At 53.2% G+C, this 25,638-nt stretch carries 23 protein-coding genes, 1 tRNA gene and 1 pseudogene; 16 read left to right on the top strand and 9 right to left on the bottom strand.

What is annotated here, in order from left to right; genetic code table 11:
• Nucleotides 1–284: 284 nt before the first annotated feature.
• Both ABFX35_RS24180 and hisD read right to left on the bottom strand, forming a co-directional pair.
• A pseudogene (locus ABFX35_RS24180) lies at nt 285–617 on the bottom strand (GntP family permease); the annotation flags it as partial.
• Nucleotides 618–754: 137 nt separating this feature from the next.
• Nucleotides 755–2,062: a histidinol dehydrogenase gene (gene hisD / locus ABFX35_RS10235; protein ID WP_279025335.1), complete on the bottom strand. Its 1,308-nt coding sequence runs from the start codon at nt 2,060–2,062 to the stop codon at nt 755–757.
• A gap of 183 nt (nt 2,063–2,245) precedes the next feature.
• On the opposite strand from hisD, the gene ABFX35_RS10230 reads away from it, so the two are divergent.
• Nucleotides 2,246–3,283, top strand: a complete 1,038-nt coding sequence (locus ABFX35_RS10230) for a LacI family DNA-binding transcriptional regulator (protein WP_095848275.1) — start codon at nt 2,246–2,248, stop codon at nt 3,281–3,283.
• Nucleotides 3,284–3,509: 226 nt separating this feature from the next.
• Here the strand turns inward: ABFX35_RS10230 and ABFX35_RS10225 are convergent, their stop codons facing one another.
• From ABFX35_RS10225 to ABFX35_RS10210, 4 genes are read right to left on the bottom strand one after another with little or no spacing between them, the layout of a single operon-like run.
• On the bottom strand, nt 3,510–4,916 hold the full coding sequence (locus tag ABFX35_RS10225) for an MmgE/PrpD family protein (RefSeq protein WP_346080683.1): 1,407 nt from the start codon (nt 4,914–4,916) through the stop codon (nt 3,510–3,512).
• 6 nt (nt 4,917–4,922) lie between these two features.
• Entirely contained in the window at nt 4,923–5,597 is a 675-nt protein-coding gene (locus ABFX35_RS10220) for an amino acid ABC transporter permease (protein WP_095848278.1), read from the bottom strand.
• Nucleotides 5,597–6,388 carry an amino acid ABC transporter ATP-binding protein gene (locus ABFX35_RS10215; RefSeq protein ID WP_346080681.1) on the bottom strand — a complete coding sequence of 264 codons (792 nt, stop codon included), beginning with the start codon at nt 6,386–6,388 and terminating at the stop codon, nt 5,597–5,599. Before ABFX35_RS10215 ends, ABFX35_RS10220 begins: the two co-directional genes overlap by 1 nt.
• A gap of 5 nt (nt 6,389–6,393) precedes the next feature.
• A complete protein-coding gene (locus ABFX35_RS10210) occupies nt 6,394–7,182 on the bottom strand; it encodes a substrate-binding periplasmic protein (RefSeq protein ID WP_346080679.1) in 789 nt (262 codons plus the stop codon).
• Between the two features lie 95 nt (nt 7,183–7,277).
• Between ABFX35_RS10210 and ABFX35_RS10205 the strand changes: the two genes are divergently transcribed.
• A complete protein-coding gene (locus ABFX35_RS10205; RefSeq protein WP_346080677.1) occupies nt 7,278–8,174 on the top strand; it encodes a LysR family transcriptional regulator in 897 nt (298 codons plus the stop codon).
• 408 nt (nt 8,175–8,582) lie between these two features.
• Nucleotides 8,583–9,434 (top strand): prepilin peptidase, encoded by an 852-nt coding sequence (locus ABFX35_RS10200; protein ID WP_428832177.1) that lies wholly within the window; start codon nt 8,583–8,585, stop codon nt 9,432–9,434.
• Between the two features lie 82 nt (nt 9,435–9,516).
• On the opposite strand, the gene ABFX35_RS10195 is transcribed toward ABFX35_RS10200, so the two are convergent.
• Entirely contained in the window at nt 9,517–10,194 is a 678-nt protein-coding gene (locus ABFX35_RS10195) for an ArsR/SmtB family transcription factor (protein ID WP_279025324.1), read from the bottom strand.
• Nucleotides 10,195–10,577: 383 nt separating this feature from the next.
• On the opposite strand from ABFX35_RS10195, the gene ABFX35_RS10190 reads away from it, so the two are divergent.
• The 3 genes from ABFX35_RS10190 to ABFX35_RS10180 are packed head-to-tail and all read left to right on the top strand — an operon-like array spanning nt 10,578 to nt 14,091.
• A complete protein-coding gene (locus ABFX35_RS10190) occupies nt 10,578–11,681 on the top strand; it encodes a HesA/MoeB/ThiF family protein (protein WP_346080675.1) in 1,104 nt (367 codons plus the stop codon).
• A gap of 7 nt (nt 11,682–11,688) precedes the next feature.
• Nucleotides 11,689–12,879, top strand: coding sequence for an MFS transporter (locus ABFX35_RS10185; protein ID WP_346080673.1), 1,191 nt, complete (start codon nt 11,689–11,691; stop codon nt 12,877–12,879).
• A gap of 30 nt (nt 12,880–12,909) precedes the next feature.
• Nucleotides 12,910–14,091, top strand: a complete 1,182-nt coding sequence (locus ABFX35_RS10180; protein ID WP_346080671.1) for an iron-containing redox enzyme family protein — start codon at nt 12,910–12,912, stop codon at nt 14,089–14,091.
• A gap of 369 nt (nt 14,092–14,460) precedes the next feature.
• Here the strand turns inward: ABFX35_RS10180 and ABFX35_RS10175 are convergent, their stop codons facing one another.
• Entirely contained in the window at nt 14,461–15,672 is a 1,212-nt protein-coding gene (locus tag ABFX35_RS10175; protein WP_346080669.1) for an MFS transporter, read from the bottom strand.
• 693 nt (nt 15,673–16,365) lie between these two features.
• Nucleotides 16,366–16,441: transfer RNA gene (locus ABFX35_RS10170), tRNA-Asn, on the bottom strand.
• A 333-nt stretch (nt 16,442–16,774) separates the two neighbouring features.
• Between ABFX35_RS10170 and nac the strand changes: the two genes are divergently transcribed.
• The 10 genes from nac (at nt 16,775) to ABFX35_RS10120 (ending at nt 25,638) form a co-directional block, all read left to right on the top strand.
• Complete coding sequence (gene nac, locus ABFX35_RS10165; protein WP_095848309.1) at nt 16,775–17,695, top strand: nitrogen assimilation transcriptional regulator NAC; 921 nt, start codon at nt 16,775–16,777, stop codon at nt 17,693–17,695.
• A 430-nt stretch (nt 17,696–18,125) separates the two neighbouring features.
• Complete coding sequence (locus ABFX35_RS10160) at nt 18,126–19,001, top strand: MurR/RpiR family transcriptional regulator (protein WP_095848310.1); 876 nt, start codon at nt 18,126–18,128, stop codon at nt 18,999–19,001.
• 135 nt (nt 19,002–19,136) lie between these two features.
• Nucleotides 19,137–20,111: an agmatinase gene (locus tag ABFX35_RS10155; protein ID WP_121554676.1), complete on the top strand. Its 975-nt coding sequence runs from the start codon at nt 19,137–19,139 to the stop codon at nt 20,109–20,111.
• Nucleotides 20,112–20,171: 60 nt separating this feature from the next.
• The gene (locus tag ABFX35_RS10150; RefSeq protein WP_095848312.1) at nt 20,172–20,957 is read left to right on the top strand and encodes a transporter substrate-binding domain-containing protein; all 786 of its coding nucleotides are present in this window, start codon (nt 20,172–20,174) and stop codon (nt 20,955–20,957) included.
• A 27-nt stretch (nt 20,958–20,984) separates the two neighbouring features.
• Nucleotides 20,985–22,355 (top strand): MmgE/PrpD family protein, encoded by a 1,371-nt coding sequence (locus tag ABFX35_RS10145; RefSeq protein ID WP_346080665.1) that lies wholly within the window; start codon nt 20,985–20,987, stop codon nt 22,353–22,355.
• A complete protein-coding gene (locus ABFX35_RS10140; protein ID WP_346080663.1) occupies nt 22,352–23,011 on the top strand; it encodes an amino acid ABC transporter permease in 660 nt (219 codons plus the stop codon). Before ABFX35_RS10145 ends, ABFX35_RS10140 begins: the two co-directional genes overlap by 4 nt.
• Nucleotides 23,012–23,026: 15 nt before the next feature.
• Entirely contained in the window at nt 23,027–23,683 is a 657-nt protein-coding gene (locus ABFX35_RS10135; RefSeq protein ID WP_346080661.1) for an amino acid ABC transporter permease, read from the top strand.
• Nucleotides 23,680–24,411 carry an amino acid ABC transporter ATP-binding protein gene (locus ABFX35_RS10130; RefSeq protein ID WP_346080659.1) on the top strand — a complete coding sequence of 244 codons (732 nt, stop codon included), beginning with the start codon at nt 23,680–23,682 and terminating at the stop codon, nt 24,409–24,411. The genes ABFX35_RS10135 and ABFX35_RS10130 overlap by 4 nt, the downstream gene beginning before the upstream one ends.
• Before the next feature lie 81 nt (nt 24,412–24,492).
• Nucleotides 24,493–25,323 (top strand): urease accessory protein UreD, encoded by an 831-nt coding sequence (locus ABFX35_RS10125; protein WP_346080657.1) that lies wholly within the window; start codon nt 24,493–24,495, stop codon nt 25,321–25,323.
• A 12-nt stretch (nt 25,324–25,335) separates the two neighbouring features.
• The gene (locus ABFX35_RS10120) at nt 25,336–25,638 is read left to right on the top strand and encodes an urease subunit gamma (protein WP_121554670.1); all 303 of its coding nucleotides are present in this window, start codon (nt 25,336–25,338) and stop codon (nt 25,636–25,638) included.

Raw genomic sequence — 25,638 nt, 5'->3', positions numbered from 1 at the left:
CGCAATGTGGTGCCATATCCTTCGCCAGAGCGCTGTGCTCGCCGTCGCGCAAGATCCAGATACAATAAGCCGCCGCCGACGACAAAAAGAGAGCCCAGGATGCCCAGCCAAGGCGCGGCCCACGAGGTAGTTCCGTAAAATGTGGTGGGAATGATGTTTTGAATTTGGGGCGAACCGGGAAGGGCATCCATCGTAAATGTAAATGCACCCAGCGCAATGGTAGCCGGCATCAAACGCTTGGGGATATTCCCCTGCCGGAACATTTCGGCAGCGAATGGATAAACGGCAAACACGACGACAAACAGCGAGACGCCGCCATAAGTCAACAAACCACAGACCAGGATAATCACTGTCATTGCCTGGTTTTTTCCTAATAGCCGTGTAATGGCGCTCACTATTGCGCGCGAGAAGCCGGAAAGTTCGATCAATTTGCCAAAAACGGCCCCCAGCAAAAAGACCGGGAAATAGAGTTTGACGAAGCCAACGAACTTTTCCATAAAGACATCGGTGAACATGGGCGCTACGGCGGAGGGATGGGTCAACAACACTGCACCCAGCGCAGCCACAGGGGCAAATAAAATTACGCTATATCCCCGATAGGCGACCAGCATCAACATCACCAATGCCAGTAATGCAATAAAGACGTCCATAGAGTCTCCATGGTAGAAAGAGAGACAGCGCAGAGTGTTTTAACGCTCTGCACCATCTTGGGCGGCTGTTTTTTACATGTGTTTGGGTCGTTGCTGGCGCGATATTATTCGGCGATCCCGGCATACGGTACGTCTTTGTGGCCATAACGGCGTACGCGAATGTTTGCTTGCTCGCCGTGGCCGGCAAAGCCTTCCAGTGCGCAAAGGCGTGAACAATATTCACCCACTAAAGCAGAAGCCTCATCGGTGAGTACTCTCTGGTAAGAACAGGTTTTTAGGAATTTACCCACCCACAACCCGCCGGTATAACGGGCCGCTTTTTTGGTTGGCAATGTGTGGTTGGTGCCGATCACTTTATCGCCGTAAGCGACATTTGTGCGCGGGCCCAGAAACAAGGCACCAAAGTTGCGGAGGTTGGCAAGGAACCAGTCAGGTTGTTTCGTCATCACTTGGACATGCTCAAAGGCCAGTTTATCCGCGATGTCCAGCATCTCTTCATCGCTATCCGCAACGATAATTTCACCAAGTTTTTCCCAGGATTGGCGGGCAATTTGCGCCGTCGGCAATATGTTTAACAGACGTTCAATTTCCGCCAATGTCTCTTTTGCCAATTTTTCTGATGTTGTCAGTAGAATGGCTGGCGAATCCGGGCCATGCTCTGCCTGCCCTAACAGATCTGTCGCGCAGATCTCGCCGTCAACGCTGTCATCGGCAATCACCAGAGTTTCTGTCGGGCCAGCAAACAGGTCGATACCCACACGGCCAAATAGTTGACGTTTGGCTTCGGCAACAAACGCGTTTCCCGGGCCGACCAACATATCTACCGGCGCAATAGACTTGGTGCCGATGGCCATCGCGCCAACGGCCTGAATGCCGCCGAGGCAATAGATCTCATCGGCGCCGGCCATGTGCTGGGCCACTACAATCGCCGGGGCGGGTTTTCCGTTGAACGGGGGAGCGCAAGTGACAATCCGTGGGACGCCCGCGACTTTAGCTGTGATCACGGACATATGCGCAGAGGCCAGCAGAGGGTATTTTCCGCCAGGAACATAGCAGCCGGCGGCATTAACAGGGATATTCTTATGACCGAGGATAACGCCGGGTAGGGTTTCAACCTCAATATCGACCAGGCTGTTACGCTGGTGTTGGGCAAAATTGCGAACTTGCTCTTGTGCAAAAGCAATATCGGCGATATCGCGCTCTGACAACTGCGCGTAACACGCCTGAATTTCCGCCTCTGTTAAACGATAATCTTCCCGATCCAGCTTATCATAGCGAATGGAAAACTCACGAATCGCCGCATCGCCTCGTTCTTCAATGTCAGCCAGAATCTGTTCAACCGTGTCGCGTACTTTGCGATCGGCATTTTTGATTGCCTCTGCTTCAGCACCTTTTTTAAGCCATTTTGCCATGATGAACCACTCCATAGATGTTAATTAATTGTTTGTGAATTCGAATGCACGTGTATCTTAGTGTTGAATTTTAGTGAGCGTAAAGAAGTGCTGCATTCGAATGCAACGCAGATCGCAAAAATTATGCATTGAGACTGAGATCCACCATAATGTGGGCAGGATAATTATTGGGAGGAGGGTCTGATGACAGGACGTACGCGCCGCCCGGTCACCAGTTATGATGTGGCTAAACTCGCGGGGGTATCACAATCCGCCGTATCACGCGCTTTTACTGAAGGGGGGAAAATCTCGCCGGTTATGCGTGAAAAAGTCAGGGAGGCGGCTATGGCCTTGGGTTATCGCCCTAGCTTTGTTGCCCGCTCATTGATTACGCGGCGTTCCAACCTTATTGGTGTGGTGGTGCCTGGGTTAGCAAACCCATTCTATGCAAACCTGTTAGATCGGCTATCTCTCGAATTAAATCAGTTGGGATACCGTGTCCTGCTCTTCTCCATGTATAACGACGATGATACCGATCCTATTTTGGAAGACGTCTTACGGCACCGTGTTGAGGCATTGATCCTGGTTTCCACCAGTCTGTCGTCTCATTTTGCTGAAGAATGCCAGCATAATGGCCTACCCGTGTTGCTGCTGAACCGTAAGAATGACAGTGAAACGGTTTCCAGCGTGACCAGTGACAACCGTCCTGCCGCCGCCGCCATCGCGGATTTTCTTATTGCCGGTGGCCACCGCCATATTGCCTTTATGGCGGGGCGGGAGAGCTCATCGACCAGCCGTGATCGTGAAGAGGGTTTTACACAGCGCCTGCTCCTGCGGGGTTTTGAACCGCCGCAACGTGCCGTCGGGCTGTATACCATTGAAGGTGCGATGGCTGCCACCCGTAGTTTGCTGGCGGGGGGACGGCGGCCCGATGCACTCTTCTGTGCCAATGACATTATGGCTATCGGCGCGCTTAACGTCGCCGTGGGTGAACTGGGTATGATTGCGGGAGAAGATATTTCTGTCGTCGGTTTTGATGACATAGCAATGGCAGGTTGGCCCATGTATAACTTGACGACCTATGTCCAGCCAATCAGTGAGATGGTTTCCGCTACCGTTGCCATCATTTCCTCACAGTTGAAGGATGTTGAAGCATCTGCTATTCAGCAGGTTTTACCCGGTATGTTGGTGATCCGTGGCAGCACAAGGCCGGTAGATGGGTACGAGCTAAAACACCAATAGGAAGTTAGAGCCTATCCCATTAGGGCTATTTTACTTGCCATTTTGAACCTGGGCAGTGCTCGAAATCCTCACGTACTCCGTGTACGCTCCGTTTTACTCGCTCCGCTCGCCCTACGGGCCGGACTAAAGTCCGTTCAACATGCGCGGCATGTTGTCTGCGCGCTGTCCGTGTCCAAACTGGCTGCGACAATAACGCCTACTGGGATAGGCTCTTAGTTAAGTTTGCTTAAGGCGCGGGCGAAAAGCCGGTCAGCTCCGCAGCCGAACAGTACGACACGGCGCCGTTTTCCTGCATCACTCGGGCAATCAGTTGTTCAACCTGCAGCTTATCCCCGGCTAAATTATGCCGCGCCTTGGCCATCATCTCTGCCTTGCTCATCGGGCGTTCGGCGCTGCCCAGCGGCTTGTTGCGCTCTTGCACGGCGCTTTCGCCGTGGCGATGCGTCACCACCACGCGCGCGCCGGGCTGGCGTGCCGGACCATTCATTCGCTGTGTAAATTCAGGGGTGATAACGGCTGTCACCTTATCCGCCAGTGCCTGCAATGCCGCATTTTGCATGCTGTGCTCCGTATACCAGTCGGCGCCGGGCTGCAGGCCGCCGGCGACCGCCGCCATCGTCCAGGGCAGGCTGAACTGCGCGTCAGTGGCCGTGCGGGGGCGGTAGTCCATCATATCCTCGACCAGCCGCGGGAAGGTCTGCACCTCAATGGCGCGGATATCCGCTGCCTGCCAGCCGGTCTGCTGCATAATGCACTCCATGCATTCCAGCGCGCAGGCCAGCCAGCGGCAGGCGGGATAGCGCTTAAAGCTGCCGTAACCGGCGTACCAGTGGCTGCCGAGATTATCGGTCAGCATTTCCGGTGCGAAACGGTCGGAACCGATCATTCGCCAAAAGCCCTGATCGCCGTCGAGCGCGTCAAGGCTGCCACTTAGGCCCTGTTGCACCATGATCACCGCCTGCACCGCTGCCTGCGCCGCCGGTGCCACGGCATCTTTAAGTGCCATCAGCGGCCGCTGTTGCCAGTTGTACTGATGCAGGCTGGGCAGCGGCGTCAGCACGGCGGCCAGCCCAATGGCCTGATTCAACTGCGCCGGGGGCAGGCCCAGCAGCAGCCCGGCCACCAGCGCCGCGCCGATCGTCTGATGCTGCGCCACGCCGTATACCTGGCTGAAACGTTCTGCCGAGGGTTGGATGGCGTGGATTAGCCGATTATTCACCTCGAAGCCGGCCGTCAGGGCGGTGATCAGCGCGTCATGCGTTACCGGCCGCGGGCTAAGATCAAGGGCGACCAGCGCCGCGGCGATAAGGGTGGCGCCGGGGTGGCCGAGCCCTTTGCCGTCGATCTCCACGCCGTCATCGTGGTCCAGGCCGTTTATCACCGCGGCGTTGGCGAAAGCGGCTGCCAGCGGGCTGAAACCGGGCTCGCCGAAGACGGTGCAGTTACCGTTTCCGCCGAACAGCCGGGTGGCGCGGATAACCGGTTCGCTGACGCGGTGGCGGCTGGCGGCCCAACCGCAGGCGAGGGCATCCAGCAAATGCAGCCGAACCTTGCGGCGGATGGCGGCCGGAATAGTTGGCGCAGATAAAGAGCAGGCAAAATTTACCAACTGGCGTGTCGCGGTGATATTCATGGTTATTCAACGTTTGAAGTACCGGGTGCGGATCCTGCGCTCGGCATAGCTTGCCAGCAGTGACAGCGGAAGAATGGTGGCGACGAAAAACAGCGCCACAAAGGTCAGCGTTTCCAGTGGGCGGAAGGTGGCGGTGCTCAGCCGTTGCCCTTGATAGAGGATCTCGCCCGTCGCGATATAGCTCGCCAGTACCGAGTTCTTTATCGACATCACGCACTGGCTTACAAACGCCGGTAAGATCCGCAAAAAGGCCACCGGCCCGGTAATCCGAACCAACACTTTCAGCGGCGACATCCCCACCGACAGGCCGGCCTCAACCAGACCATGATCGACCGATTGCAGGCCAGCGCGAAATATTTCGGCGAAAAACACGCTGCCATATAACGAGATGGCCAGTACGCAGGTCAGATACGAGGAGAGGGTCAGGCCGAACAGAATCGGCAGGCAGTAGTAAGCCCAGACGATTAGCACCAGCGGCGGGATTGAGCGCACAATCTCAATCAGCCCCTGGGTGGGCAAGCGGATCGCCGCTCTGGATGCGCCACGTAACGGCGCAAGCAGGGCGCCGCCAAGAATACTTAACGTGACCGAGGCCAAAACGATTTTAAAAGTGGTGAATATCCCTGCCAGCAGAACGGCGTGATATTGCCACAGTATTGAGAAATCCCAATGATATGACATTAGCGCAGCTCCTCCGCCGTCACGCCGGACAGCGCCATAAAGTGACGAATAGAGGCATGGTGCGGCCGTGACCAGATTTCCTGCGGGGTCGCTTCTTCCACCAGCCTGCCGTTCTCCATCAACAGCAGCCGGCTACAGACCTGCAGGGCAAAGCGCATTTCATGGGTGACGACCATCATGGTGGTGCCGCTGGCCGCCAGTTCGGAGATCACCGCCAGCACCTCGCCGACGGACTCCGGATCGAGCGCTGAGGTGGGTTCGTCGAACAGGATCACCCGCGGCTCCATCGCCAGGGCGCGAGCGATAGATACCCGCTGCTGCTGACCACCGGAAAGTTGCACCGGAAAGTCGCCGGCTTTTTCCGCCAACCCCATACGCGTGAGCAGCGCCATCGCTTTCTCCGTAGCGGCTTTACGCGACATACCGAGCACCTGTATTGGCCCTTCAATAATGTTTTGCAGCACGCCGCGGTGCGGCCACAGATTAAAGTGCTGGAACACCATCGCCATCGATGCGCGTTGGCGTGCCAGTGTGCGCCGTTTCACCGGTTTTCTCTGCGCGCCGTAAAACCCGATCTCTTCCTCGCCCAGCCAGATATGCCCGCTGTCTGGGATCTCCAGCATGTTCAGGCAGCGCAGCAGGGTGGATTTCCCCGCGCCGCTGCGGCCAATGATGCCAATCACCTCCGAGGGGCGAACCTCGAAGGAGACGTCATCAATGATTCTATTCCCCGAGAACGATTTGCTGAGCGCGGCAATTTTCAGCAGCGGTAATGAAGACGGTTGGCTCATCAGGGTTATTTCGCCGGGTGAGTGTATTGATGCCAGATAGTTTTCAGCGTGCCGTCTTTATCCAACTGTTCAAGCCGACCATCCAGCCACGCCTGTAACTGCGGGCGATCTTTACGCAGGCCCATATTGGTGGCCTGCTCTTTGACCGGCTGCGGGATAATCATCGTGCCCTGATGACGCTTCTGAATATACTGCGCCATCTGTATATCATTGGTGACGATGGCGTCGGCGCGGCCGCTCTCCATTTGCAATTGCATGTTGTCGCTATCGGGAACGATAATCCACTGCGCTTTATCCAACTGCGGTTGCAGCAGCGTTACCGCCGCCGAACCGTCAATCGCGGCAAGCCGGGTCTGTGGATTATTGATGGTTGCCCAGGTTTGATATTTCTTGGTGTCTTTTTCCAGCGTCAGTACGCCCATCTGGTGAGAGCCCATCGGGCGGGTAAAGTCGACGGCTTTGGCTCTTTCCGGCGTGTTATTAAAGCCACCTAAAATATCGAAACGGTTGGACTGCAAGCCTGCCACGGCGGTGCCCCACTGGGTATCGACGTATTCAATTTTAATATCGGTATTTTTAAATATCGCCTGCACGACATCGGGTACCAGCCCGGTCCACTGGTTGGTCAGCAGATCTTTCTGGTACCACGGCGGCGCGTTGACCGCACCGACGCGGATGATATGGTCTGGCAGGATCGTATTGATATTCTCCTCGGCCTGCGCCGGAAGCTGAGTGAAGAACATCCCCGGTATCAGCAACAATGCCGACATTAAGCGTGCAGTGAAAAATTTCATTTTATACCCCTGAGTGAATATAATTATAGATTCTATAACCCTGGGTGCATGCATTTTAAATGCATAATCATCATATCGTTATCTGGAAAATGGCAATGACCCCCAAGCAACTCGACGTCTTTATCAGTATCGTTCAGCTCGGTTCAGTGACAGCGGCGGCGGCGCAGTTAGCCATGTCCCAGCCTTCGGTGAGCAAAAGCCTGGCGCTTATCGAGCAACAGATGGGGTTCAGCCTGTTTGAGCGCTATAAGGGTAAAATGCAGCCGACCGCCGAAGCCAGGGAACTGTATAAAGAAGCGCTGCGCGTGCATCAGGACCGGCTGCGTTTCGAGCGCTTCGTTGAGCACCTTCGCCAGTACCGCGTCGGGCAGTTGCGGGTCTGCGCCACGCCTGCGCTGGCGCTAAATATGTTGCCGCGGGCGGTGGCGCGCTTTCGCCAGGCCTTTCCGGATTATGGCGTGGTGGCGGACATGTGCCTGAATAATGAAATTGAGGCGGCGGTGGAAGGCGGGCGTTACGATCTCGGTTTTATGGTCAAGCCCGGCCACGAGCCGGAGGATAACCGGCTGGCCGTCAGCCGGGGTGAAATGGTGTGCGTGCTGCCCGAGCAGCATCCGCTGGCGCAGCAGGCCGAGGTGTGTTGGCAGGATATCTCGCCGCGCGAACTGGTTTTTATCACCACCGACGCGCGGCTGGTCGCCATGATTGCCGAAGAGGTGCCGGCGTTCCGCCAGCGCCAGGTGGCGGCGGTAGAAACCAACCGTTACAGCATGGCGATTAATCTGGTCAGGCACGGGAACAGCAGTGTCACTATCGTTGACCGTTTCTCTCTACAGGGGAACGACACCGCCGGGCTGGCGGTGCGAGCGTTCCGCCCCGCATTGCCGATATCAGTCGTGGCGATCACCGATGGGCGCAGCGTCATGTCCCAGCCGGGCGAGGTGTTTGTGAGCCTGATGACGGAATTAATGGCAGAAACTGCCGATATATGAAAAGCAAAAAGCCCGCTTAAGCGTAACGCCGCGCACTTAGGCCGGGATGAGTGCCAATGTTCGTATCGCGTTAAACGTCGTCTTCCAACAACCTTCCCGTATCGCCGGCGCGGATGAGAAAAACCACCCGCCCATAATAGCCTGGCGGTGCCGCGCCATAGCACGTTCTACCGCCAGCTCTCCCGCTTTGCTAACAGATACCCCGTTAGCTCACTTTTTAAGGGTGAACAACGGCAACCGTCAGCTCAACAAGGCGCTGGCACCTTAAAGTCAGTACCGTTTCGCAGGATGGTTAATGCTTGCCTTTTAAGCAAAATTGCGAGGTGTTATGCAGCACTGGCGGCATGAAATTGTCCGCGTTGTGCGATTGTGCAAGGATGGCTACCCAGATTTTTAGAGGAACATGATGTGGATCGGTTAACGGCGTTGACTGAGGCCTATCCCGCGGGCTGGCGGATATGGCTAGCGTTGATGGGGCTCATTACGGGGAGTCTCCTCAATGTGGTTATTTACCGGTTGCCACAGATGCTGGAGCGCCGTTGGCATGATGAAGCGCGGCGGCAACTGGGTCTCCCTCTGGATGAAGCGGCACCGCGCTACGATTTATTGCTGCCGCCTTCCTCCTGTCCCGGATGCCGGCAGCTGATTGCAGCTAAAGATAATATTCCACTGCTCAGTTGGTTGTTGTTGCGCAGCCGCGCTCGTTGCTGCGGATGGTGCATCCCCTGGCGTTATCCGCTGGTTGAACTGGCCAGCATGCTGCTGTTTTTATTGGCCGGTTGGCTGATACCGGTGGGGTGGCAACTGGCCGGTACATTACTGTTGCTGCCGTGGCTGCTGGCGCTGGCGACGATTGATGCCCGCACGTGGCTGCTGCCGGATGTGCTCACGTTACCGCTGTTGTGGCTGGGGCTTGGCTTCAACTTGTGTGATACCTTTGTTCCTTTAGCGCAGGCGGTGGCCGGCGCAATGGTGGGCTACCTGCTTCTCTGGTGCTTGCGGTGGGGCTTTAAGCTGCTGCGCGGTGTGGATGGCCTGGGCTACGGCGACCTGAAACTGCTGGCTGCGCTGGGTGCGTGGCTAGGCTGGCAAGCGTTGCCGCATCTGCTGCTGATCGCCGCGGGCGGGGGGGTGTTGGCGACGTTGATACAGCGCGGCATAACGAGGCACTTCGTAGCTCAATCACTGGCTTTTGGCCCCTGGTTGGCTCTGGGAGGGACGGTTTGCCTGCTGATACAGGTAACAGGGATTGCGGGGTGAGGAACATTCATTGCTCAGTGGGCACAACCGCGCTGAGTTTTTCAGCGCTATTGTGCTCAATGATATTCACTCCCGTATACTATTAAAATTTAAATGAAAAATGTTTTTCAAATAGATCTTTTCCTTTTTCTGTGACATCTACCACTCGCGAATTTTTACGTCGAGATATCCATCTGTTTTCAGTAAAAAAACAGGCCAGAGTATTCCCTAAAGCACCTCCGATATGGAAGGTTCGTTCACTCCAATCAAGACATTGATAAGCTCTTTTACGGTGGCTTTGTTCAATAGAGGCTATATCAATACCAATATTTTCAAAGCACTCCCTACCTTGTTGTGTTAAACGTAGATTTCGATGGTCAGTTTCCAGGAAGTTCTTTTCAATTAGCATCTTATAAATTTGAGTGCCTAATTTTCCTGCAAGGTGATCGTAGCAGTAACGAGCATCACAAAGTTCTTTAGCGGGTAATTTTCGTTTTACTTTTTTGTGTGGGGCCAATGTCATCATAGTTTCAACCAGCATTGCGACCTCTGGCGTAGCTAGCTGGAAATACTTGAAACGCCCTTGGCATACATAGTTGATCAATCCTGCTTCGACTAACTGGTGTAGATGCCCAGTAGCAGCTCCTGGCTCAATGCCGCTTCCGTAAGCTAACTCTTTTGCTGTGAGTGCTCGGCCTTCCATAAGCAACGCTAACATACAGGCTCGATTTGGATTTCCAATGGCTATAGATAATTGATTTAAATCAGGTTCTTCATGCATAGTTCATAATCTCCTTAACTATAACCTAGTGACAACGTTTTCTTTACCTAGTAAACCTACTTGTGCCGGCGAAATAGCAAGCAGTATCTAATCTCAATTAATCAAGAGGTTAATATCATGAAATTTTCCAAAGCAAAAGCAAGTAACGCAACTCTCGCTGCGGTTGGTTAATCTCCGTAAGTTGTTTGCGTGTAGTAAAAAAACTCGTAATGACTCGTAAGTAAAGCATTACTTATTAATAAACATAGTATTTTGGAGATTCAAAATGAAATTTACCAAAATGAAAGCGAGCAATGCTGCTCTGGCCTCCGTAGGCTAAAAGCTGTAACGGAAGGAGGTGTTATCGGCCTCCTTCCCCTAACAACTCTCTTAGGATGTCCGTTATGGAAAAATTAAAACTGAAAACCACTGTGCTGGTTTATAAACCATTTAATAAAAACACAACGGTTAGGTTTAATTCTGAGTTGATTAGTTTTGAAGACAATAATGGACGAATTTATTCATTTTTAACACTTCTTAATGACTACAAGACTGAAAGTGAAATTAAGAAGCAGTTTGTGAATAAATATGATGATATAGATGAAAGTGACATTGATGAATATTTGGTTACCTTAAGGGAGTTGAATTTAATAGAGACTCAATTTACCACCAGAGATATTCTTGATGAATATGATTCTAATCGGTGGTCAAGAAATTTTGAGTTTTTCAATACACTAATTTCATATGGCGAGAATAAATATAAAGTCCAACAGAAACTTGCGTTATCAAAGGTTTGCCTGCTTGGTTGTGGCGGGCTAGGGAGCCATATACTCTTTGAGTTGGCAGCCGTAGGTATTAAGGATTTAGTTATAGTTGATTTTGATAAAATTGAACTATCTAATTTAAATCGGCAGATATTATATAAAGAAGAAGATGTCGGTTTCAAAAAAGTAATAACAGCCAAGAAAAGAATTTTAGAGTTCAGTCCAACAATGAATGTTAATGCTATCGATTTGCGTATCTCTTCAGCGAAAGATATAACAGATATAATATCTGACCGAGATCTGGTGATTTGTGTAGCCGACAAGCCAAGGAATTACATGGTTAAATGGTTGAACCAGGCTTGTTGTGATTTAGGTATACCTTTTATCAATGGTGGTTTAGATACGCGGCGAGCCGTATTTTATTCCGTAATTCCTGGTGAAAGTGGTTGTACCGAGTGCTGGCGAAGCTCGCTTCCTGCGGATGAGCTTCAGGCATATATTGTTGCAGAAGACTATAATGAAAACATTGACTATCAAGCTCCCGCTCCAGCCATGTCCGCATTGGTTTCGGTAACTACTGGGGTCATGCTTTGTGAGGCAATCAAGATGATTACAGGTCTACAACCTCCTACTTTGACTAACAGGCTGAAGTCATTTTGTTTCGATGATTTGTCTATAGAGACAACGGAAAAATGGCAACGCAATGATAATTGCTCTTGCTGTGGGAATTTAAAGAACTCGTAGAGGATATATGTTTAATAAATTAACATTTTCATATCTGAATACATCTTTAGGTTTTTGGTTAGCAGGGTTTCTTATACCGTTGGTAATTTTAGACCTGAGTCACTCTGCCTTTTTGGTGACAGTATCATATGCTGTAAACATTGTTCCTTACATATTAGTAACTCCTTTTGCTGGAGCATTTGGTGATTTATTTAATCGTAAAAGGATTATTATGTTTGGGGAGGCCTGCTGTGCTTTAGTGGGTCTCATCATCTATCTAATACCTTTTACGCAAGGAAATATTGCCATAATAATTTTTCTCGGGTTTGTTATTTCTTGCTTTGCTGCTATACATCATCCTATTTTTCAGACGATCATCCCCGATGTTTTCAGCCAAGAAAGGATAAAAGTAGTTAATTCTAACATTGGAGTTATTGATAGTTTGGTTAGTATTATAGCTCCTGCATTTCTCGGATTTGTTTTGATTGGCTTTGATAAAAAAGTTGTCTCACTGGTAGTTTTTGTTTGTTATTTTATTTCATTTGCAACGTTTAGTTTTATACCTTATGTTCGCTCTCATGCTGAAGCGCGTTTTAATTTTAATCGTATTTTTTGTTCATTGAAAGAAGGCGTACTGTACGTTTTGGATAAAAAAGAATTGCGGAACATAGCTATTTTATTCTTTGCCGTTAATTTTGGTATTCGTTTGGTTCTTCCAAATTTAATGTGGATTTTTGGCTCATTTTATCACCTGACCGACGAGCAAATAGCACCTTATTATCTCATAATAGGTATAGGCGCAATAGTTGGTGCCAAAGTCGCGGTACCAATTATCGGTAAAGTATCCGATATTAAAATAATATCGTATTGTACACTATTTACAGCTTTGTTTAGTTTTCTTCTTTTGTTAACTAGTAATGCGTTAATGGTGGCGATCGTTTGGGCTTTTTCCTCTTTCGTTCAATCAATTATCGTAGTTACTTTTTTTACCTATAGGCAAAAAATCACGGAGACATTTATTTTGGGAAGAGTTGTTTCTGTAACCCGACTTATATCGTATTTAGCGATACCCATTGCCACAATTGTTAGTGGTTGGTTTATAGATCATACGTTGAGTATAGATATAATCTATCTGGCTAGTGGTTTTGTGATATTATTAAGCTTTATATTTTTTGTCTTTGCCAATTCGTTAAGTCAATCCTGTGTTAAGAGCGATTAGATATACATCTGCTAAAGAAGGAGTGTGAATATGGTGATTGCAAATAAGTACGCTGAAATAGATTCGATCTGGCAAGATTGGATAAATCCTAGCGATTTGGTACGACTTGCGGAACATCCGTTGATGAAAAATTTTCGATCAGATAAACCAAGTCTTCAACTCCTTAAATCATTTCTGGTCCAACAACACTTTTACTCTCGAAATTTTACACGTTATTTATGCTCTCTTATTTATCAATTTAATAACATCAATGATGTACACAATCTCATGGAAAATCTTCTTGAGGAAATGGGGATTGATAAGCCAGGATTACCTACACATTCAGAATTATTTCAAAAGGTACTAAGGGCTGCTGAAATTAAGCCTGATCTGCATAGTCCCTTTGACGAAACGCAGCAGCTTATTGATAGTATGTTTATTTACTGTAAATCAGATAATCTCATAAATGGGCTAGCAGCTATGTGTCTTGGCGCTGAAGCGATAGTTCCCATTATTTATAAGCCAGTATATGAGGCGCTGAAATATTTCAATTTTTCAGAAGAGGAAATAATATTCTTTCCTCTTCATATTGAAGAAGACGAAAACCACGCTATTACAATGGTCCAGATTTTGGAACGATTAACGCTGGAGAGTCCTGAATGTCGAGATGAAGCAATTTTGATTGGTAAAACAATGATTAATCATAGGTTGAATATGTTTACCGGGATCCTCAATAACTTCACCGAAAATGTAGAGAATGGCATTGAAAACGCAGATGAAAGCGCGTTACATCAGCGATTTAATTCAAAGCATTTCGTTGAGGTTCCGGAGATGTTGACACCGCTAATACCTAGAAAACTTCTCCATGCTTCTGTAATGAAATCAGTTAAATATGATGATGTATTTTCTAAGAATAGACGTCATTTAGTGCATGTCGTTGACTTACCATCTCATACAATTAGTATGACAATCGGTGAGCTTGAACCAAGCCAGGAAACCAGGCTGCATCGTCATAATTATGAAACAATTATTTATATCGTTTCTGGTCATGGATATTCTATAATTGAGGATCAGAGAGTTGACTGGAAAATTGGGGATGCTATATATATTCCAGTTTGGTCAAAACACAAACACGTAAATAATGATAGCTCGACTTGTTTTTATATTGCTTGTGAAAACGCCCCTTTATTGCAGAATTTAGGAAGAATTGCATTGCGTCAGGAATTGAGTTAATTATCTATATAACAAATGGCTTTATTTTAAAAAATACCACTTTGTCACGGCAGTCTGGTATTGATTGCTCCAGACCTGTTCGGCCGTGCCGATGAGTTCAAATCTGTATTTAGCGTCCTTGATCGCTAATTATGTAGCAATGTCATAAATGAATACTCTGACTCGTCGTGGCAGTGCCCGGCGAGTGGGATATGCCATACACAAAGTTTTATGGGGCAACGATTACGGGGGAAAGCTTAGCGGGTAATACATTCCAAACTGAATTTTTACACAGGCCATTCTCTGCAATGCCCACCATTTGGTGGGCGGCGCCTATCCCAATGGTGCCTCATCAGCACATTTAGTTAGTCATGGCCGCAATGAACGCGTCTACGGCTTGCGTGGCGCGCGCACTTCGGTTGTGAATATGCCCAGAATGAACAACACCAAAGCGGCGCCTGTCAGGGATGTCATCAGCCAACCGCCGTAATAATAGGTCATCGACCCCAAAGCTGAACCCATAGCGCCGCAAAGAAATATAACCGTCATGTATGCTGCGTTCAGTCGACCGCGTGCTTCGGCATCCAGGCTCTGAATGGTTCGCAACCCGAACACCTGGTTCGCTTGGGTAGCGGCATCGAGAATAATCGCCGCAGCAACCAGAATCAGCAACGAGCCGACGGCTTCTCCCCATTCACTAATGAGCATGGCGAGGGCAGCGCACAGTAAAGCCAGAGCGGTGCCTAATCTTGAGCCGCCACGATCGGCTATCTTGCCGGCCAGGGGCGCCGAAAGCGCGCCCGCGGCCCCCGCCAGTGCAAAAGCGGAAATGCCCACCTGGCCCATATCAAAGCGGACATGCAGCATCAGCGGCCCGGCGGTCCAGAACATGTTGAACACCGCGAACATGGTCCCCTGGTAAGCTGCGCGGCGCTGTAAAGGACGCGAGGTTGCCAGCAGGCATAGCATGGATCGCAGCGTTGCCGCATAGCCTCGGCTGGGCCGTGGCCGCCATTCTGGCAAGGATCTCGCCAACAGTAATAACGTGCAGAACATCACCACGGCCGAGAAGATAAAAACCGATCGCCAGCCCCAATAGGCCGTGAGAAAACTGGCTAATGGCCGGGACAACATAATGCCCGCTACCAAACCGAACATGATGTTGCCGATGACCCGGCCGCGCTGCGCTTCTGGCGACAGTTGCACGGCAAGTGGAACCAGGATTTGGCTGCCTACGGTGCAGATACCAAGTGCCAAAGATGTGATGAGGAGGGCCGGAGCGCTGGTGCTGCAAGCCACGCCGATCAGGCTAAGTATGGTGCCGGCCGCGGCGATCAAAACGAGCTTGCGGTTTTCCACCAGATCGGCAACGCAGACCAGAAAGAACAGGCCTATGCCATAACCGACCTGGGTCGTGGTGACAATCAGGCCGGCAAGGCCCGCCGGCAGTTGCAGGCCCGCAGCAATCGGCCCCACAATTGATTGTGCGTAATAGACATTCGCCGTTGTGGCGCCACAGGCAAAGGCGAGCAATAACGTCGTGGCTACGGACAGTGGGTTTGTCTGTGCTGCGGCGGGTAGCCGGTTAGGTTGAGTCGTCATTATCTGCTTATATCTCTCTTCTGCTCACTTCAGGATCCGGGCGAAGCTATTTAGAGGTATGGCACCGACTGCGCCGGAATGCATTGACCGGTTCATCAAGCCGCAGCATTTCTCCTGGGTACGGCCCCGAACCAGAACTGCCCGCTAGCTTCCCCCATGAGATGTTCCAACGCGATTGGGTCGCTGACGTGGTATGTGAAACCGGGAGCCGTTGTTCGCATTTTCAGGATAGATGAAAGACATAAACGCTTTGTCTCTATATTGTGCTCAACGGGATGGCTGTTCAGGCCAAGGCTGGTTACAGCCGCGCAGTACTAGAGGCCGTTGCTGAACAAGCGCTCGCCACATGGCCTGAAAGTAACAGCCGTTCCAAAGCATCTGACTAATTGCCATAAAGCCAACAAGTGCGACAATCGTTGATTGATTATAGAGGGGCTTGCCAGATGCGGGACGGACGGCGTTATCGGAAAGCGCCATAGGCGTGGCGGCCAGTGCTGGATTCTGATTTCCAGCCGCTAAGACTAACAGCAACAATGCGGCTCTAAACCTACCCGCTTCCCGATGGACTTTAGCATGGACTTAAAAGTAACGGAGTTAGGCAGATTTCACTGGAAGGCTGTAGAACGTAAAAGAAGGTTTTTATCCTGATTTCAATGACCTAGGAATATCAGTAGACATCCACAGAACAAGAAATGGCTCCCCTGACTGGACTCGAACCAGTGACATACGGATTAACAGTCCGCCGTTCTACCGACTGAACTACAGAGGAATCGTGTGAACGGGGCGCATATTAGCGGCGTGTGCCGGGCTTGTAAAGTGTGAAATCCGCTTGCCGTATCGTTTGCTATAAGATTAGCCAACTTGCTGCTTTTGTGGCTGTTATTGCCTGGTTCAACGCGCTCCCCTTAAGGTGCTTTGTTGCATGCTTATGGTGCGGGTGGGGCGGTTTTGCGCAAATTACCACGTGCAGCTGGGGTTGTGGATGTGTCTTTTCTTGTTGTTTTACAAACGGTTAAGCACTGCCTTGCCTGGCGGTTGGGATCTGGCCTGAATTTTGCTGTTTATTCTCTATCCGAAGGTAAACCGGCAAGATGGGGGCAGTATGAATTTCAGACGTCTTAAATATTTTGTGAAAATCGTCGACATTGGCAGCCTGACGCAGGCGGCAGAGGTATTGCATATTGCCCAGCCGGCGCTCAGCCAGCAACTGGCGACGTTAGAAGGCGAACTGAAACAACAACTGCTGATCCGTACCAAGCGCGGCGTGATGCCGACGGAGGCGGGTAATATCCTTTATGCACATGCTCAGGGCATTCTGCGCCAGTGCGAACAGGCGCAAAGCGCAGTGAGCTGCGCCGGGCAGGCGATGAGCGGGCCGGTATCGGTGGGGCTGACGCCGGGCGGGGCGGCCGCGCAGTTGGCATTGCCGCTGCTGCAGGCGGTTCGCGACCAGCACCCCGGTATCCTGCTTAGCCTGAATGAAAATATCGGCGCGGTGCTAAGCAGCCAGATTGACAATCAAACGTTGGATATGGCGCTGATGTACGGGGCCAAAATGCCGTCCGGCCTGAATGCCATTACGCTGGTTAAAGAAGAACTGTATCTGGTGGCGACCCGCACGGTGCCCAGCCCCGGCAACAGCATTGACCTTGCCGACGTGGCGCGCCTGAACCTGTTTTTGCCGCGGGAAGGGGATGCGGTGCGCAATCAGGTGGATGAAGCGATGGCGCAGCGCAAGCTGGTGGCCAACGTGGTGGGCGAAATCGAATCTCCGGCCACGCTCAGTGCGGCTATCGCCGGCGGTTTAGGGGCCACCATCCTGCCAGAATCCGCAGCGCGCGCCATGTTGGGCCCGGCCAAAGCCTGGATGGCGCGTATCAGCGCGCCGATGCTGACGGTGCCGCTGTCGCTGTGCGTCTCCAGCCAGCAAACGCTGTCTGCGCCTGCGCTGGTGGTAAAAGACATTCTGTTATCCATTATCACCAGCCGCGGCCAGGAAAAACGCGCCCTGGCGCTGGTGTAGTACGCCCCGGGCCAGGCTTCCCGCGAGGGGCGCCGGCGTCTGGTGTTCTTTTGCTGCGCCCGGCGTGCGGCATTCTCCGTTTGTTGACGATGGCATGATACATGCTGTCGTTACCTCCCCTGTCGGCGGTGCATGACTATGCTCCCAGGCTGCCGCCAGCGGCTCATTTTGGTTCAAATTACGCACCAGCATAAGGCAACGGCCCGCTCATAGTGCAATGCGGGTAACCATTTTTATTTTGTGGTTTTTGGTTCAAAATAATTTTTTTATCTGAATTTTGAATCAAACCAATCAAACAGAGTTCCCCCTTTTCAATACTCAATGCTTCCAGGTTGCGGGCAGCGTGGCCGGAAGTGTTTCAACTGAATCATCGGCATAAAAAGCTGGCCCACCTGTTGCAAAGTCCTTCATGTGCTAAGGGGGAACCGCCATGAACCAGCAAGATCTGAATCAACTGATAAAAGACCGTTTTGATGTGCTGCCCCGGCGCGAGCAGCAGGCGGCGGCATTTGTGCTGGAACACCCGCATGAGGTTGCGGTGATGTCGATGCGTGAGCTGGCGCTGATGGCTGGCCTGCCGGCCTCCACCATGACCCGTTTCGCCAAGCATCTCGATTTCAGCGGGTTTGATGAATTGCGTTCGATCTTCATTTCGGCGATCCGCGGCCAGGGCAACGCTTATGAATCGCGTATGGCGGGGCTGGTGGCGATGAAACAGCAGGTGGGGGACCACTCGCTGGCGGCCGATCTGGCGGATACCACCGTGGCGCATATCCAGACGCTGTGCAGCGCGCACCAGATGGATACCATCGTGCGCGCGGGGAAACTGCTGGCGCAGGCCCGGCGTATATATTGCCTGGCGCTGCGTTCGTCTTACCCGATTGCACACCACTTTTCCCATGTGGCGAGCTACTTTCACCCAGAGGTGCATTTGATTGATGGCTCCGGTGAAAGCGGAATTATGGCGCTGATGCGCGAACTGAACAGTAAAGATGTGTTGTTCGTCACCAGTATTTCTCCTTATGCCCGTAAAACCATCACCCTGACGCGCTATATGCATCAGCAGAAAATGAAAATTGTCGCCATCACCGATAATGCCGGCTCACCGGTGGCGAGAATTTCCAATGAAGCCATCGTGGTAAAAAAGAAAACGAATTCCTTTTTTGACACGCTGACGCCGGCGCTGCTGGCAACGGAAATATTAATTGCACTACTGGCCGCTAATACCAAAGGCGATGTTCGCTCCAAAGTAAAAAATACCGAGGAGAAAATATGGGCTTTGGGCGAGTGGTTAAAAACCACCTGATACATTCTCGATTTTTAGGTTTTAACTGGTTCTAAAGGAGAGCGTTAGCGCGGTTCAATCACGCGTTTGCGTTTTCCCTGCAACTCGAATTGTTTTGGTTATAAATAATTTCCCACTGACGTTAAAGGCAAAGAAATGACTGCATATAAACCAGAATTAACGACTGCCCCTAAACATGGCCACAAAAGCCTGCTGTATTCCGAAGTCGTCACCGATTTAAATACGCTCGACTATGTGGATATCGCGGTCTTGGGGGTTCCTTATGGCTCGCCATATTCCATTGATGAAGTCACCAACGATCAAACCAATGGGCCAACGGCGGTGCGCCAGGCGACGGACCGTGCGCTGCGCAGCTTCGAGCGTTACGATTTCGACATCGGCGGCTCTATGACCGATAACCAGCCGATCCGCATGGTGGACTGCGGGGATATCGCCGGCGATGCGCGCGCGCTTGGCCAGCACTATGCAGCCACCGAGGCGGTGGTGCGTAAAATCCTCGCGCTGGGCGGCATGCCGCTGATTATCGGCGGCGATCACGGCATCCCGATCCCGGTACTGCGCGCGCTGGACAGCGTGGGGCCGATCACGCTGATACACATTGACTCCCATCTTGACTGGCGTGATGAGGTTAACGGCGTTCCTGATGGTTACTCCAGCCCGATCCGCCGCGCATCGGAAATGGCGCACGTTCACGAGATTTTCCAAATTGGTCTGCGTGCCAATGGTTCCGCCCGCCAGGAAGAAGTGGATGCCGCACTGGCTTATGGCGCCCATTTGATCCCGGCGCATCAATTGCATGATGAAGGTATAGAAGCCGTGCTGGCGCGTATTCCGGATGGCGGCAATTATTATATTACCTGCGACGCCGACGGGATTGATCCCACCATTATGCCGGCGGTTAATGGCCCGGCGTTAGATGGCGTTACCTATGGTGAAATGCGCAAACTCATTCACGGTTTGGTGAAAAAAGGGCGCGTTGTCGGAATGGATATCGTGGAAATTACGCCGAAAAAAGATGTAAATAAAATTACCGCGATTACCGCCTGCCGTTTCTTTGTGAATTTAATCGGGATGGCGGTAAGAGCCGGCTATTTTAAGAAAGAGAAGTGATCCTGGATATCTTGCAAGGATATCCATCCATGAAGTGATTATTAATTGCGGAGTTATATTATGACAAAGAATCGCCTTTTGTCTGCGGCACTCTGTTGCCTTGTTTCTCTCGCCAGCGTTTCCGTTTCAGCGGCAACCGTGCTGGAAAATATTAAAAGCCGAAACCTGGTGCGTATTGCGGTGCCGCAAGACTACGCGCCATACGGGTTTATTTCACCGGATATGTCGCCGCAGGGGCTGGATATCGATGTGGCGCATTTGATCGGTAAACAACTGGGCGTAAAGGTGCAGTTAATTCCGGTTACCGGGCCAAACCGCGTTCCTTATCTGCAAACCGGTAAAGCCGATATGACGATTTCATCACTGGGCAAAACCGAAGAGCGCGCCAAAGTGATTGATTACAGCATTGCCTACGCGCCATTTTTTGATGCGGTCTTTGGCCCAAAGGCGTTGAAGGCTTCCACGCCGGAAGAGCTGGCGGGCAAAACCGTCTCGGTGACCCGGGGCTCCATGCAGGACGACGAGCTGACTCAACTGGCGCCGAAAGCCATTATCCGGCGCTTTGAGGACAACAACAGCACCATCGCTGCGTTCACCTCCGGGCAAACGCAGATGGCCGCCATTGGCACCACCGTTGCCGCCACTCTCCAGGCGCGGAATCCGAAACTGGATATTGCGCTGAAGGTGATCTTGTCGAATTCGCCGTGCTACATCGGCATGCCGAAAGGGCAACCTGATCTGGTGGCGAAAGTGAACGAGATTATTCGCCAGGCGAAGCAGGACGGCTCGCTGGATCGCATCTCGCAGAAATGGCTGGGCGCGCCTGCGGGCGAGTTGCCGGAATAACAGGGCCGGCGCAGGAGTAACGTACTTATGAATCAGGTTCCGGCTTTGGCCGCACTGGCCGAATGGTTGACCGGGCACCGCGCCCGCGTGCTGCCGGCGGATATTCGGCACACGGCACGCCGCTGCCTGGTCGATACGCTGGGCGTCATGCTGGCCGGGGCACAGCGCCCGGTCGCGGGCAAAGTCCGCCGGGTTGCGGCCGGTGAACAGGGGCCTTCGCGGCTGATCGGCACCGGGTTGCACGCCGCGCCCGCCACGGCGGCGTTGGTGAACGGCGTGGCCGCACATGCGCTGGATTTTGATGATAACTGCTACGCCGGTTTTGTGCATGGTTCGGCGGTGATTGTCCCGGCTGCGTTGGCGCTGGCGGATGCCAAAGGGGCCAGGGGCGATGCGCTGCTGACTGCCATTGCCCTGGGCAGCGAATGCCAGTATCGGCTTGGCATGGCGCTGGAAAACGTGCTCTACCAGCGCGGCTGGTGGACCACGGGCATGTTGGGCGGCGTGGGCGCCTGCGCGGCTGCGGCCACGCTGTTGGCGCTGGATAGCACGCAGTGCGCCCATGCGTTGGGCATCGCGTTGGTTTCCGCTGCGGGAATGAAAGCGGTGTTCGGCACGGACAGCAAGCCCTTAACCGCCGGCTATGCGGCCCAGCGCGGCGTGATGGCGGCGCTAATGGCGCAGGCCGGTGTTACCGGGCCGTTGAATGCGCTGGAACATGCGGCTGGCTTCGCTGCGTTATGCAATCAGGGGCACTGGGTGGCGGAGTGGCTACGGGCGGATAGTCGTCACTGGTGCCTGCGCGAACCAGGGGTGGATATCAAGCGCATACCGCTGTGCCTTTCCTCCCATGCGGCGGTGGACGCGTTGCTGTTTTTGCTGCAGCAACAGCCGTGCAACCTGGCGCAGATAGACAGTGTGGTTTGCGATGTGCCGGAAATCGTCCGCGCCAACCTGGTTTACGATCTGCCGCTGAATGCGCAGCAGGCACAGTTCAGCCTGCCGTTCGCCCTGGCGCAAACGCTGTTGACCGGGGATGTGCTGCTTCGCCATCTGAACGACGCACACCTGCAGGATGAACGGTTACGCCTGCTGATGCAGAAGGTCCGCTACCACTCCAGCGCTCGCTGGCAGCAGGCGGATCTGATGCGTGATGCGCCGGAGGGCGCAGAGGTGACGCTTTGCCTGCGCGATGGTTCAAGCCGCAGCCACTTTGTGGCCAAGGCGCGCGGGGCGGCCAGCGTGCCGCTTAGCGATGATGAGCTTGGCACCAAATTTCTCCAGTGCAGCGAACCGGTGTTGGGCGCCGCGCCGGCATACCATCTGTTGAACCAGCTGTGGCAAATCGACCGGCTGGCTGTGTCGCAACTGTTGTTATTTCAGGAGACGGGAACATGACGCAATTCGATTTTATTAGCGTGTTGTCGGAGTGGCCGTCGCTGCTTGGCGGCGCCGGTATCACGCTGTTGATGACGCTCCTGGCGACGTTATTTGGCCTTTTACTGGGGATTGCCTGCGGCTGGGCGCACGCCAACGGCCCAGCCTGGTTGCGCTGGCCGGTGGGCTGCTACGTCGAGCTGGTGCGCAACACCCCCTATATCATTCAGCTGTTCTTTATCTTCTTTGGCCTGCCGGCGGCCGGCATTCAGCTTTCCGCGTTGAGCGCCAGCGTGCTCTCGCTGATCCTCAACCTGGCGGCCTATGCCAGTGAAATCGTGCGGGCCGGGATCCAAAGCACCCCGCACAGCCAAATCGAAGCGGCACAAAGCCTGGCGCTGAACCGCTGGCAAATTTTCACCCGCGTGGTGCTGCCGCCGGCGCTGGGGCGCGTGTGGGGGGCGATCGGTAGCCAAGTGGTGATCATTATGCTCGGCTCGGCGGTATGCAGCCAGATCTCTACCGAGGAGCTTTCGTATGCCGCCAATCTGATTGCCAGCCGCAGCTTTCACAACTTCGAGGCGTACATCATCGCCGCAGCGATCTATCTGCTGCTGGCGCTGCTGGTGCGCCGCATCCTGAACTGGATTGGGCCGCGTTTTATCTTTGGCCGTTAATCAGAGGAGAGGCCGGTGAGTGAATTCACGACCTGGGATATCTATCGCAACTTATTACTGGCGTTGCGCTGGACGGTGGGCCTGTCGCTGATCGCCTTCGCCGGCGGCGGGGCGTTGGGCGGGGCGCTGTTGATTCTGCGCCTGTCGGCGCTGCCCGGCGCCGTGCGCGCGGTGCGGATCTATATTCAGCTGTTTCAGGGCATTCCGCTGCTGATGCAGCTGTTTATTTGCTACTTCGGTCTGGCGCTATTCGGCGTGGAAACCTCGCCGTTGATGGCCGCCAGCCTGTGCCTGACCGTTTACGCCAGCGCGTATTTAACCGAGATCTGGTATGGCGCGGTGCGTTCGATCCCGCGCCAGCAGTGGGAAGCCGGCACCAGCCTGGCGCTCACGTTTATGGAACAACTGCGCCACATCATTTTGCCGCAGGCGCTGAGAATCGCCGTTGCGCCCACCGTGGGCTTTATGGTGCAGGCGGTGAAATCTACGGCACTGGCTTCGGTGATTGGCTTTGTTGAGTTGACGCGCTCGGGCCAGATCATCACCAACGTCACGTTTTCGCCGTTTTTGGTCTACGGCAGCGTGGCTTTATTCTATTTTTTCCTCTGCTTCCCGTTATCGCTGTGGAGCAGACGTCTGGAACACAGTCTTTCGCGGAGGACAGCTAAATGACGGATTTTGCCCTGGTTGATATCAACGGCCTGCACAAACGTTTCGGTGAAAACCCAGTGTTGAAAGGGATCGATCTGCAAATTAAACGCCAGGAAGTGGTTTGCATCATCGGCAAAAGCGGCTCGGGAAAGAGCACGCTGCTGCGCTGCATCAATGGCCTGGAAACCTTCGAACAGGGGTCGTTGAAGATCGACGGCCAGCCGGTGTTGCATCATGATGCGGCGGCTTTGCGCGAGCTGCGGCAAAACGTCGGCATGATTTTCCAAAGCTTTAATCTGTTTCCGCATTTGACCGTTGGGCGTAACGTCATGCTGGCGCCGAGGCTGGTGAAAAAACAGCAACCGGCTGAAGCGGAAAGAGTGGCACGGCGTTTGCTAGAGCGTGTGGGGCTTGCCGATAAATTCGAACAGTGGCCGGATCAGCTTTCTGGGGGGCAACAGCAGCGCGTGGCCATCGCCCGCTCGCTGGCCATGAACCCGGAAATCCTGTTATGTGATGAAATCACCTCGGCGCTTGATCCTGAACTGGTGGGGGAAGTGCTGCAGGTAATTGAATCACTGGCAAAAGATGGCATGACCATTATTATGGTAACCCACGAGATGAATTTTGCGCGCAGGGTGAGCGATCGCGTGGTGTTTATGCACCAGGGGCGGGTTCATGAAATCGGCGCCCCTGCTGAATTGTTTACCGCGCCACGCACTGCCGAACTGCGGCAGTTTCTGGCCTGATGAAAATCAGCGCGTGGCGGGGGTGCGGCCCGCCAATGGGCCAGTTACCCTGCCTGATGCTGATAAAAGGGATATTCCATTGTGAAGCGCGATGCGCAACGACAAACTGAAACCACCGAAGCCGGCTGGCAGGCGCAGCTGGCGCTGCGGCTTGCCCAAAAAGCCGGCAAGACCGTGTTAACGCATCAACGCCACTTCGGCCCGCTGCGGGTGCAGCGGCCATTTTACCCCGAAGGCCACTCCAGCCACCTTTACCTATTGCACCCGCCGGGCGGGGTGGTGGGGGGCGACCAACTGGCGATCGACGTCCAACTGGAAGAGCAGGCGGGCGCCCTGATCACCATGCCGGGCGCGGCGAAAATTTATCGCAGCAATGGCGCTATCGCCGCAATTAATCAATGTGTTACGCTGCAATCCGGTTGTGCCGTAGAGTGGCTGCCGCCAGGCAATATCTTCTTTCCCGGCACCGAAGCGCGTATCCGCAGTGAATTTCATCTGGCCGCCGATTCCCGGCTGATTGCCTGGGAAACCTTCTGCTTCGGCCGCCCGGTAATGAAAGAGCGCTATGATTGCGGCAATGCCGTGAGCAAGCTACAGGTGTGGTGCGGCGGCGAGCCGTTGCTGAACGAAACGCTGCGCGTCAGTGGCGGCCTGGCCACCTTGGCCGGTTACCCCTTCCACAGCACGATGCTGCTTTATCCCGCCGGCGAAGCCCTGCTGGATGAAGTGCGCGCACACCTGGCACAGCGGCAACATCCGGCCGGCGCCACGCTGCTGGATAAATTAATGGTTATCCGCCTGCTGGATCACAGCAATCTGTCGCTGGAAGCGGATCTGCACCAACTATGGCGCCTTGCCCGCCCGCAGGTGATTGGGCTGGGCGCCGTTAACCCCCGAATATGGTCAACCTGAAAAGGAAAGAGTATGGAGCTGACACCCCGAGAGAAAGACAAACTGCTGCTGTTTACCGCCGCGCTGGTGGCGGAGCGCCGGCTGGCGCGCGGGCTGAAGCTGAACTACCCGGAGGCGGTGGCGCTGATTAGCGCCGCGATCATGGAAGGTGCGCGCGACGGCAAAACGGTGGCAGAGCTGATGGAAGAAGGGCGCCACGTGCTGGCCCGCGAGCAGGTTATGGAAGGCGTGCCGGAGATGATAAGTGACGTGCAGGTTGAAGCGACATTCCCGGACGGCACCAAACTGGTGACCGTCCACGATCCGATTATCTGA

The organism is Gibbsiella dentisursi (assembly GCF_039539505.1).
In the GTDB taxonomy this organism is placed as follows: Bacteria; Pseudomonadota; Gammaproteobacteria; order Enterobacterales; family Enterobacteriaceae; genus Gibbsiella; species Gibbsiella quercinecans.
Note: the sequence above shows the minus strand (reverse complement) of the source record. Positions and strands in the feature narration are given on the sequence as shown.

What these genes read in the sequence shown, in the direction of transcription:
- hisD (WP_279025335.1), bottom strand. Translation starts at nt 2,062, where the DNA reads ATGGCAAAATGGCTTAAAAAAGGTGCTGAAGCAGAGGCAATCAAAAAT.
- ABFX35_RS10230 (WP_095848275.1), top strand. Translation starts at nt 2,246, where the DNA reads ATGACAGGACGTACGCGCCGCCCGGTCACCAGTTATGATGTGGCTAAA.
- ABFX35_RS10225 (WP_346080683.1), bottom strand. Translation starts at nt 4,916, where the DNA reads ATGAATATCACCGCGACACGCCAGTTGGTAAATTTTGCCTGCTCTTTA.
- ABFX35_RS10220 (WP_095848278.1), bottom strand. Translation starts at nt 5,597, where the DNA reads ATGTCATATCATTGGGATTTCTCAATACTGTGGCAATATCACGCCGTT.
- ABFX35_RS10215 (WP_346080681.1), bottom strand. Translation starts at nt 6,388, where the DNA reads ATGAGCCAACCGTCTTCATTACCGCTGCTGAAAATTGCCGCGCTCAGC.
- ABFX35_RS10210 (WP_346080679.1), bottom strand. Translation starts at nt 7,182, where the DNA reads ATGAAATTTTTCACTGCACGCTTAATGTCGGCATTGTTGCTGATACCG.
- ABFX35_RS10205 (WP_346080677.1), top strand. Translation starts at nt 7,278, where the DNA reads ATGACCCCCAAGCAACTCGACGTCTTTATCAGTATCGTTCAGCTCGGT.
- ABFX35_RS10195 (WP_279025324.1), bottom strand. Translation starts at nt 10,194, where the DNA reads ATGCATGAAGAACCTGATTTAAATCAATTATCTATAGCCATTGGAAAT.
- ABFX35_RS10190 (WP_346080675.1), top strand. Translation starts at nt 10,578, where the DNA reads ATGGAAAAATTAAAACTGAAAACCACTGTGCTGGTTTATAAACCATTT.
- ABFX35_RS10185 (WP_346080673.1), top strand. Translation starts at nt 11,689, where the DNA reads ATGTTTAATAAATTAACATTTTCATATCTGAATACATCTTTAGGTTTT.
- ABFX35_RS10180 (WP_346080671.1), top strand. Translation starts at nt 12,910, where the DNA reads ATGGTGATTGCAAATAAGTACGCTGAAATAGATTCGATCTGGCAAGAT.
- ABFX35_RS10175 (WP_346080669.1), bottom strand. Translation starts at nt 15,672, where the DNA reads ATGACGACTCAACCTAACCGGCTACCCGCCGCAGCACAGACAAACCCA.
- nac (WP_095848309.1), top strand. Translation starts at nt 16,775, where the DNA reads ATGAATTTCAGACGTCTTAAATATTTTGTGAAAATCGTCGACATTGGC.
- ABFX35_RS10160 (WP_095848310.1), top strand. Translation starts at nt 18,126, where the DNA reads ATGAACCAGCAAGATCTGAATCAACTGATAAAAGACCGTTTTGATGTG.
- ABFX35_RS10155 (WP_121554676.1), top strand. Translation starts at nt 19,137, where the DNA reads ATGACTGCATATAAACCAGAATTAACGACTGCCCCTAAACATGGCCAC.
- ABFX35_RS10150 (WP_095848312.1), top strand. Translation starts at nt 20,172, where the DNA reads ATGACAAAGAATCGCCTTTTGTCTGCGGCACTCTGTTGCCTTGTTTCT.
- ABFX35_RS10145 (WP_346080665.1), top strand. Translation starts at nt 20,985, where the DNA reads ATGAATCAGGTTCCGGCTTTGGCCGCACTGGCCGAATGGTTGACCGGG.
- ABFX35_RS10140 (WP_346080663.1), top strand. Translation starts at nt 22,352, where the DNA reads ATGACGCAATTCGATTTTATTAGCGTGTTGTCGGAGTGGCCGTCGCTG.
- ABFX35_RS10130 (WP_346080659.1), top strand. Translation starts at nt 23,680, where the DNA reads ATGACGGATTTTGCCCTGGTTGATATCAACGGCCTGCACAAACGTTTC.
- ABFX35_RS10120 (WP_121554670.1), top strand. Translation starts at nt 25,336, where the DNA reads ATGGAGCTGACACCCCGAGAGAAAGACAAACTGCTGCTGTTTACCGCC.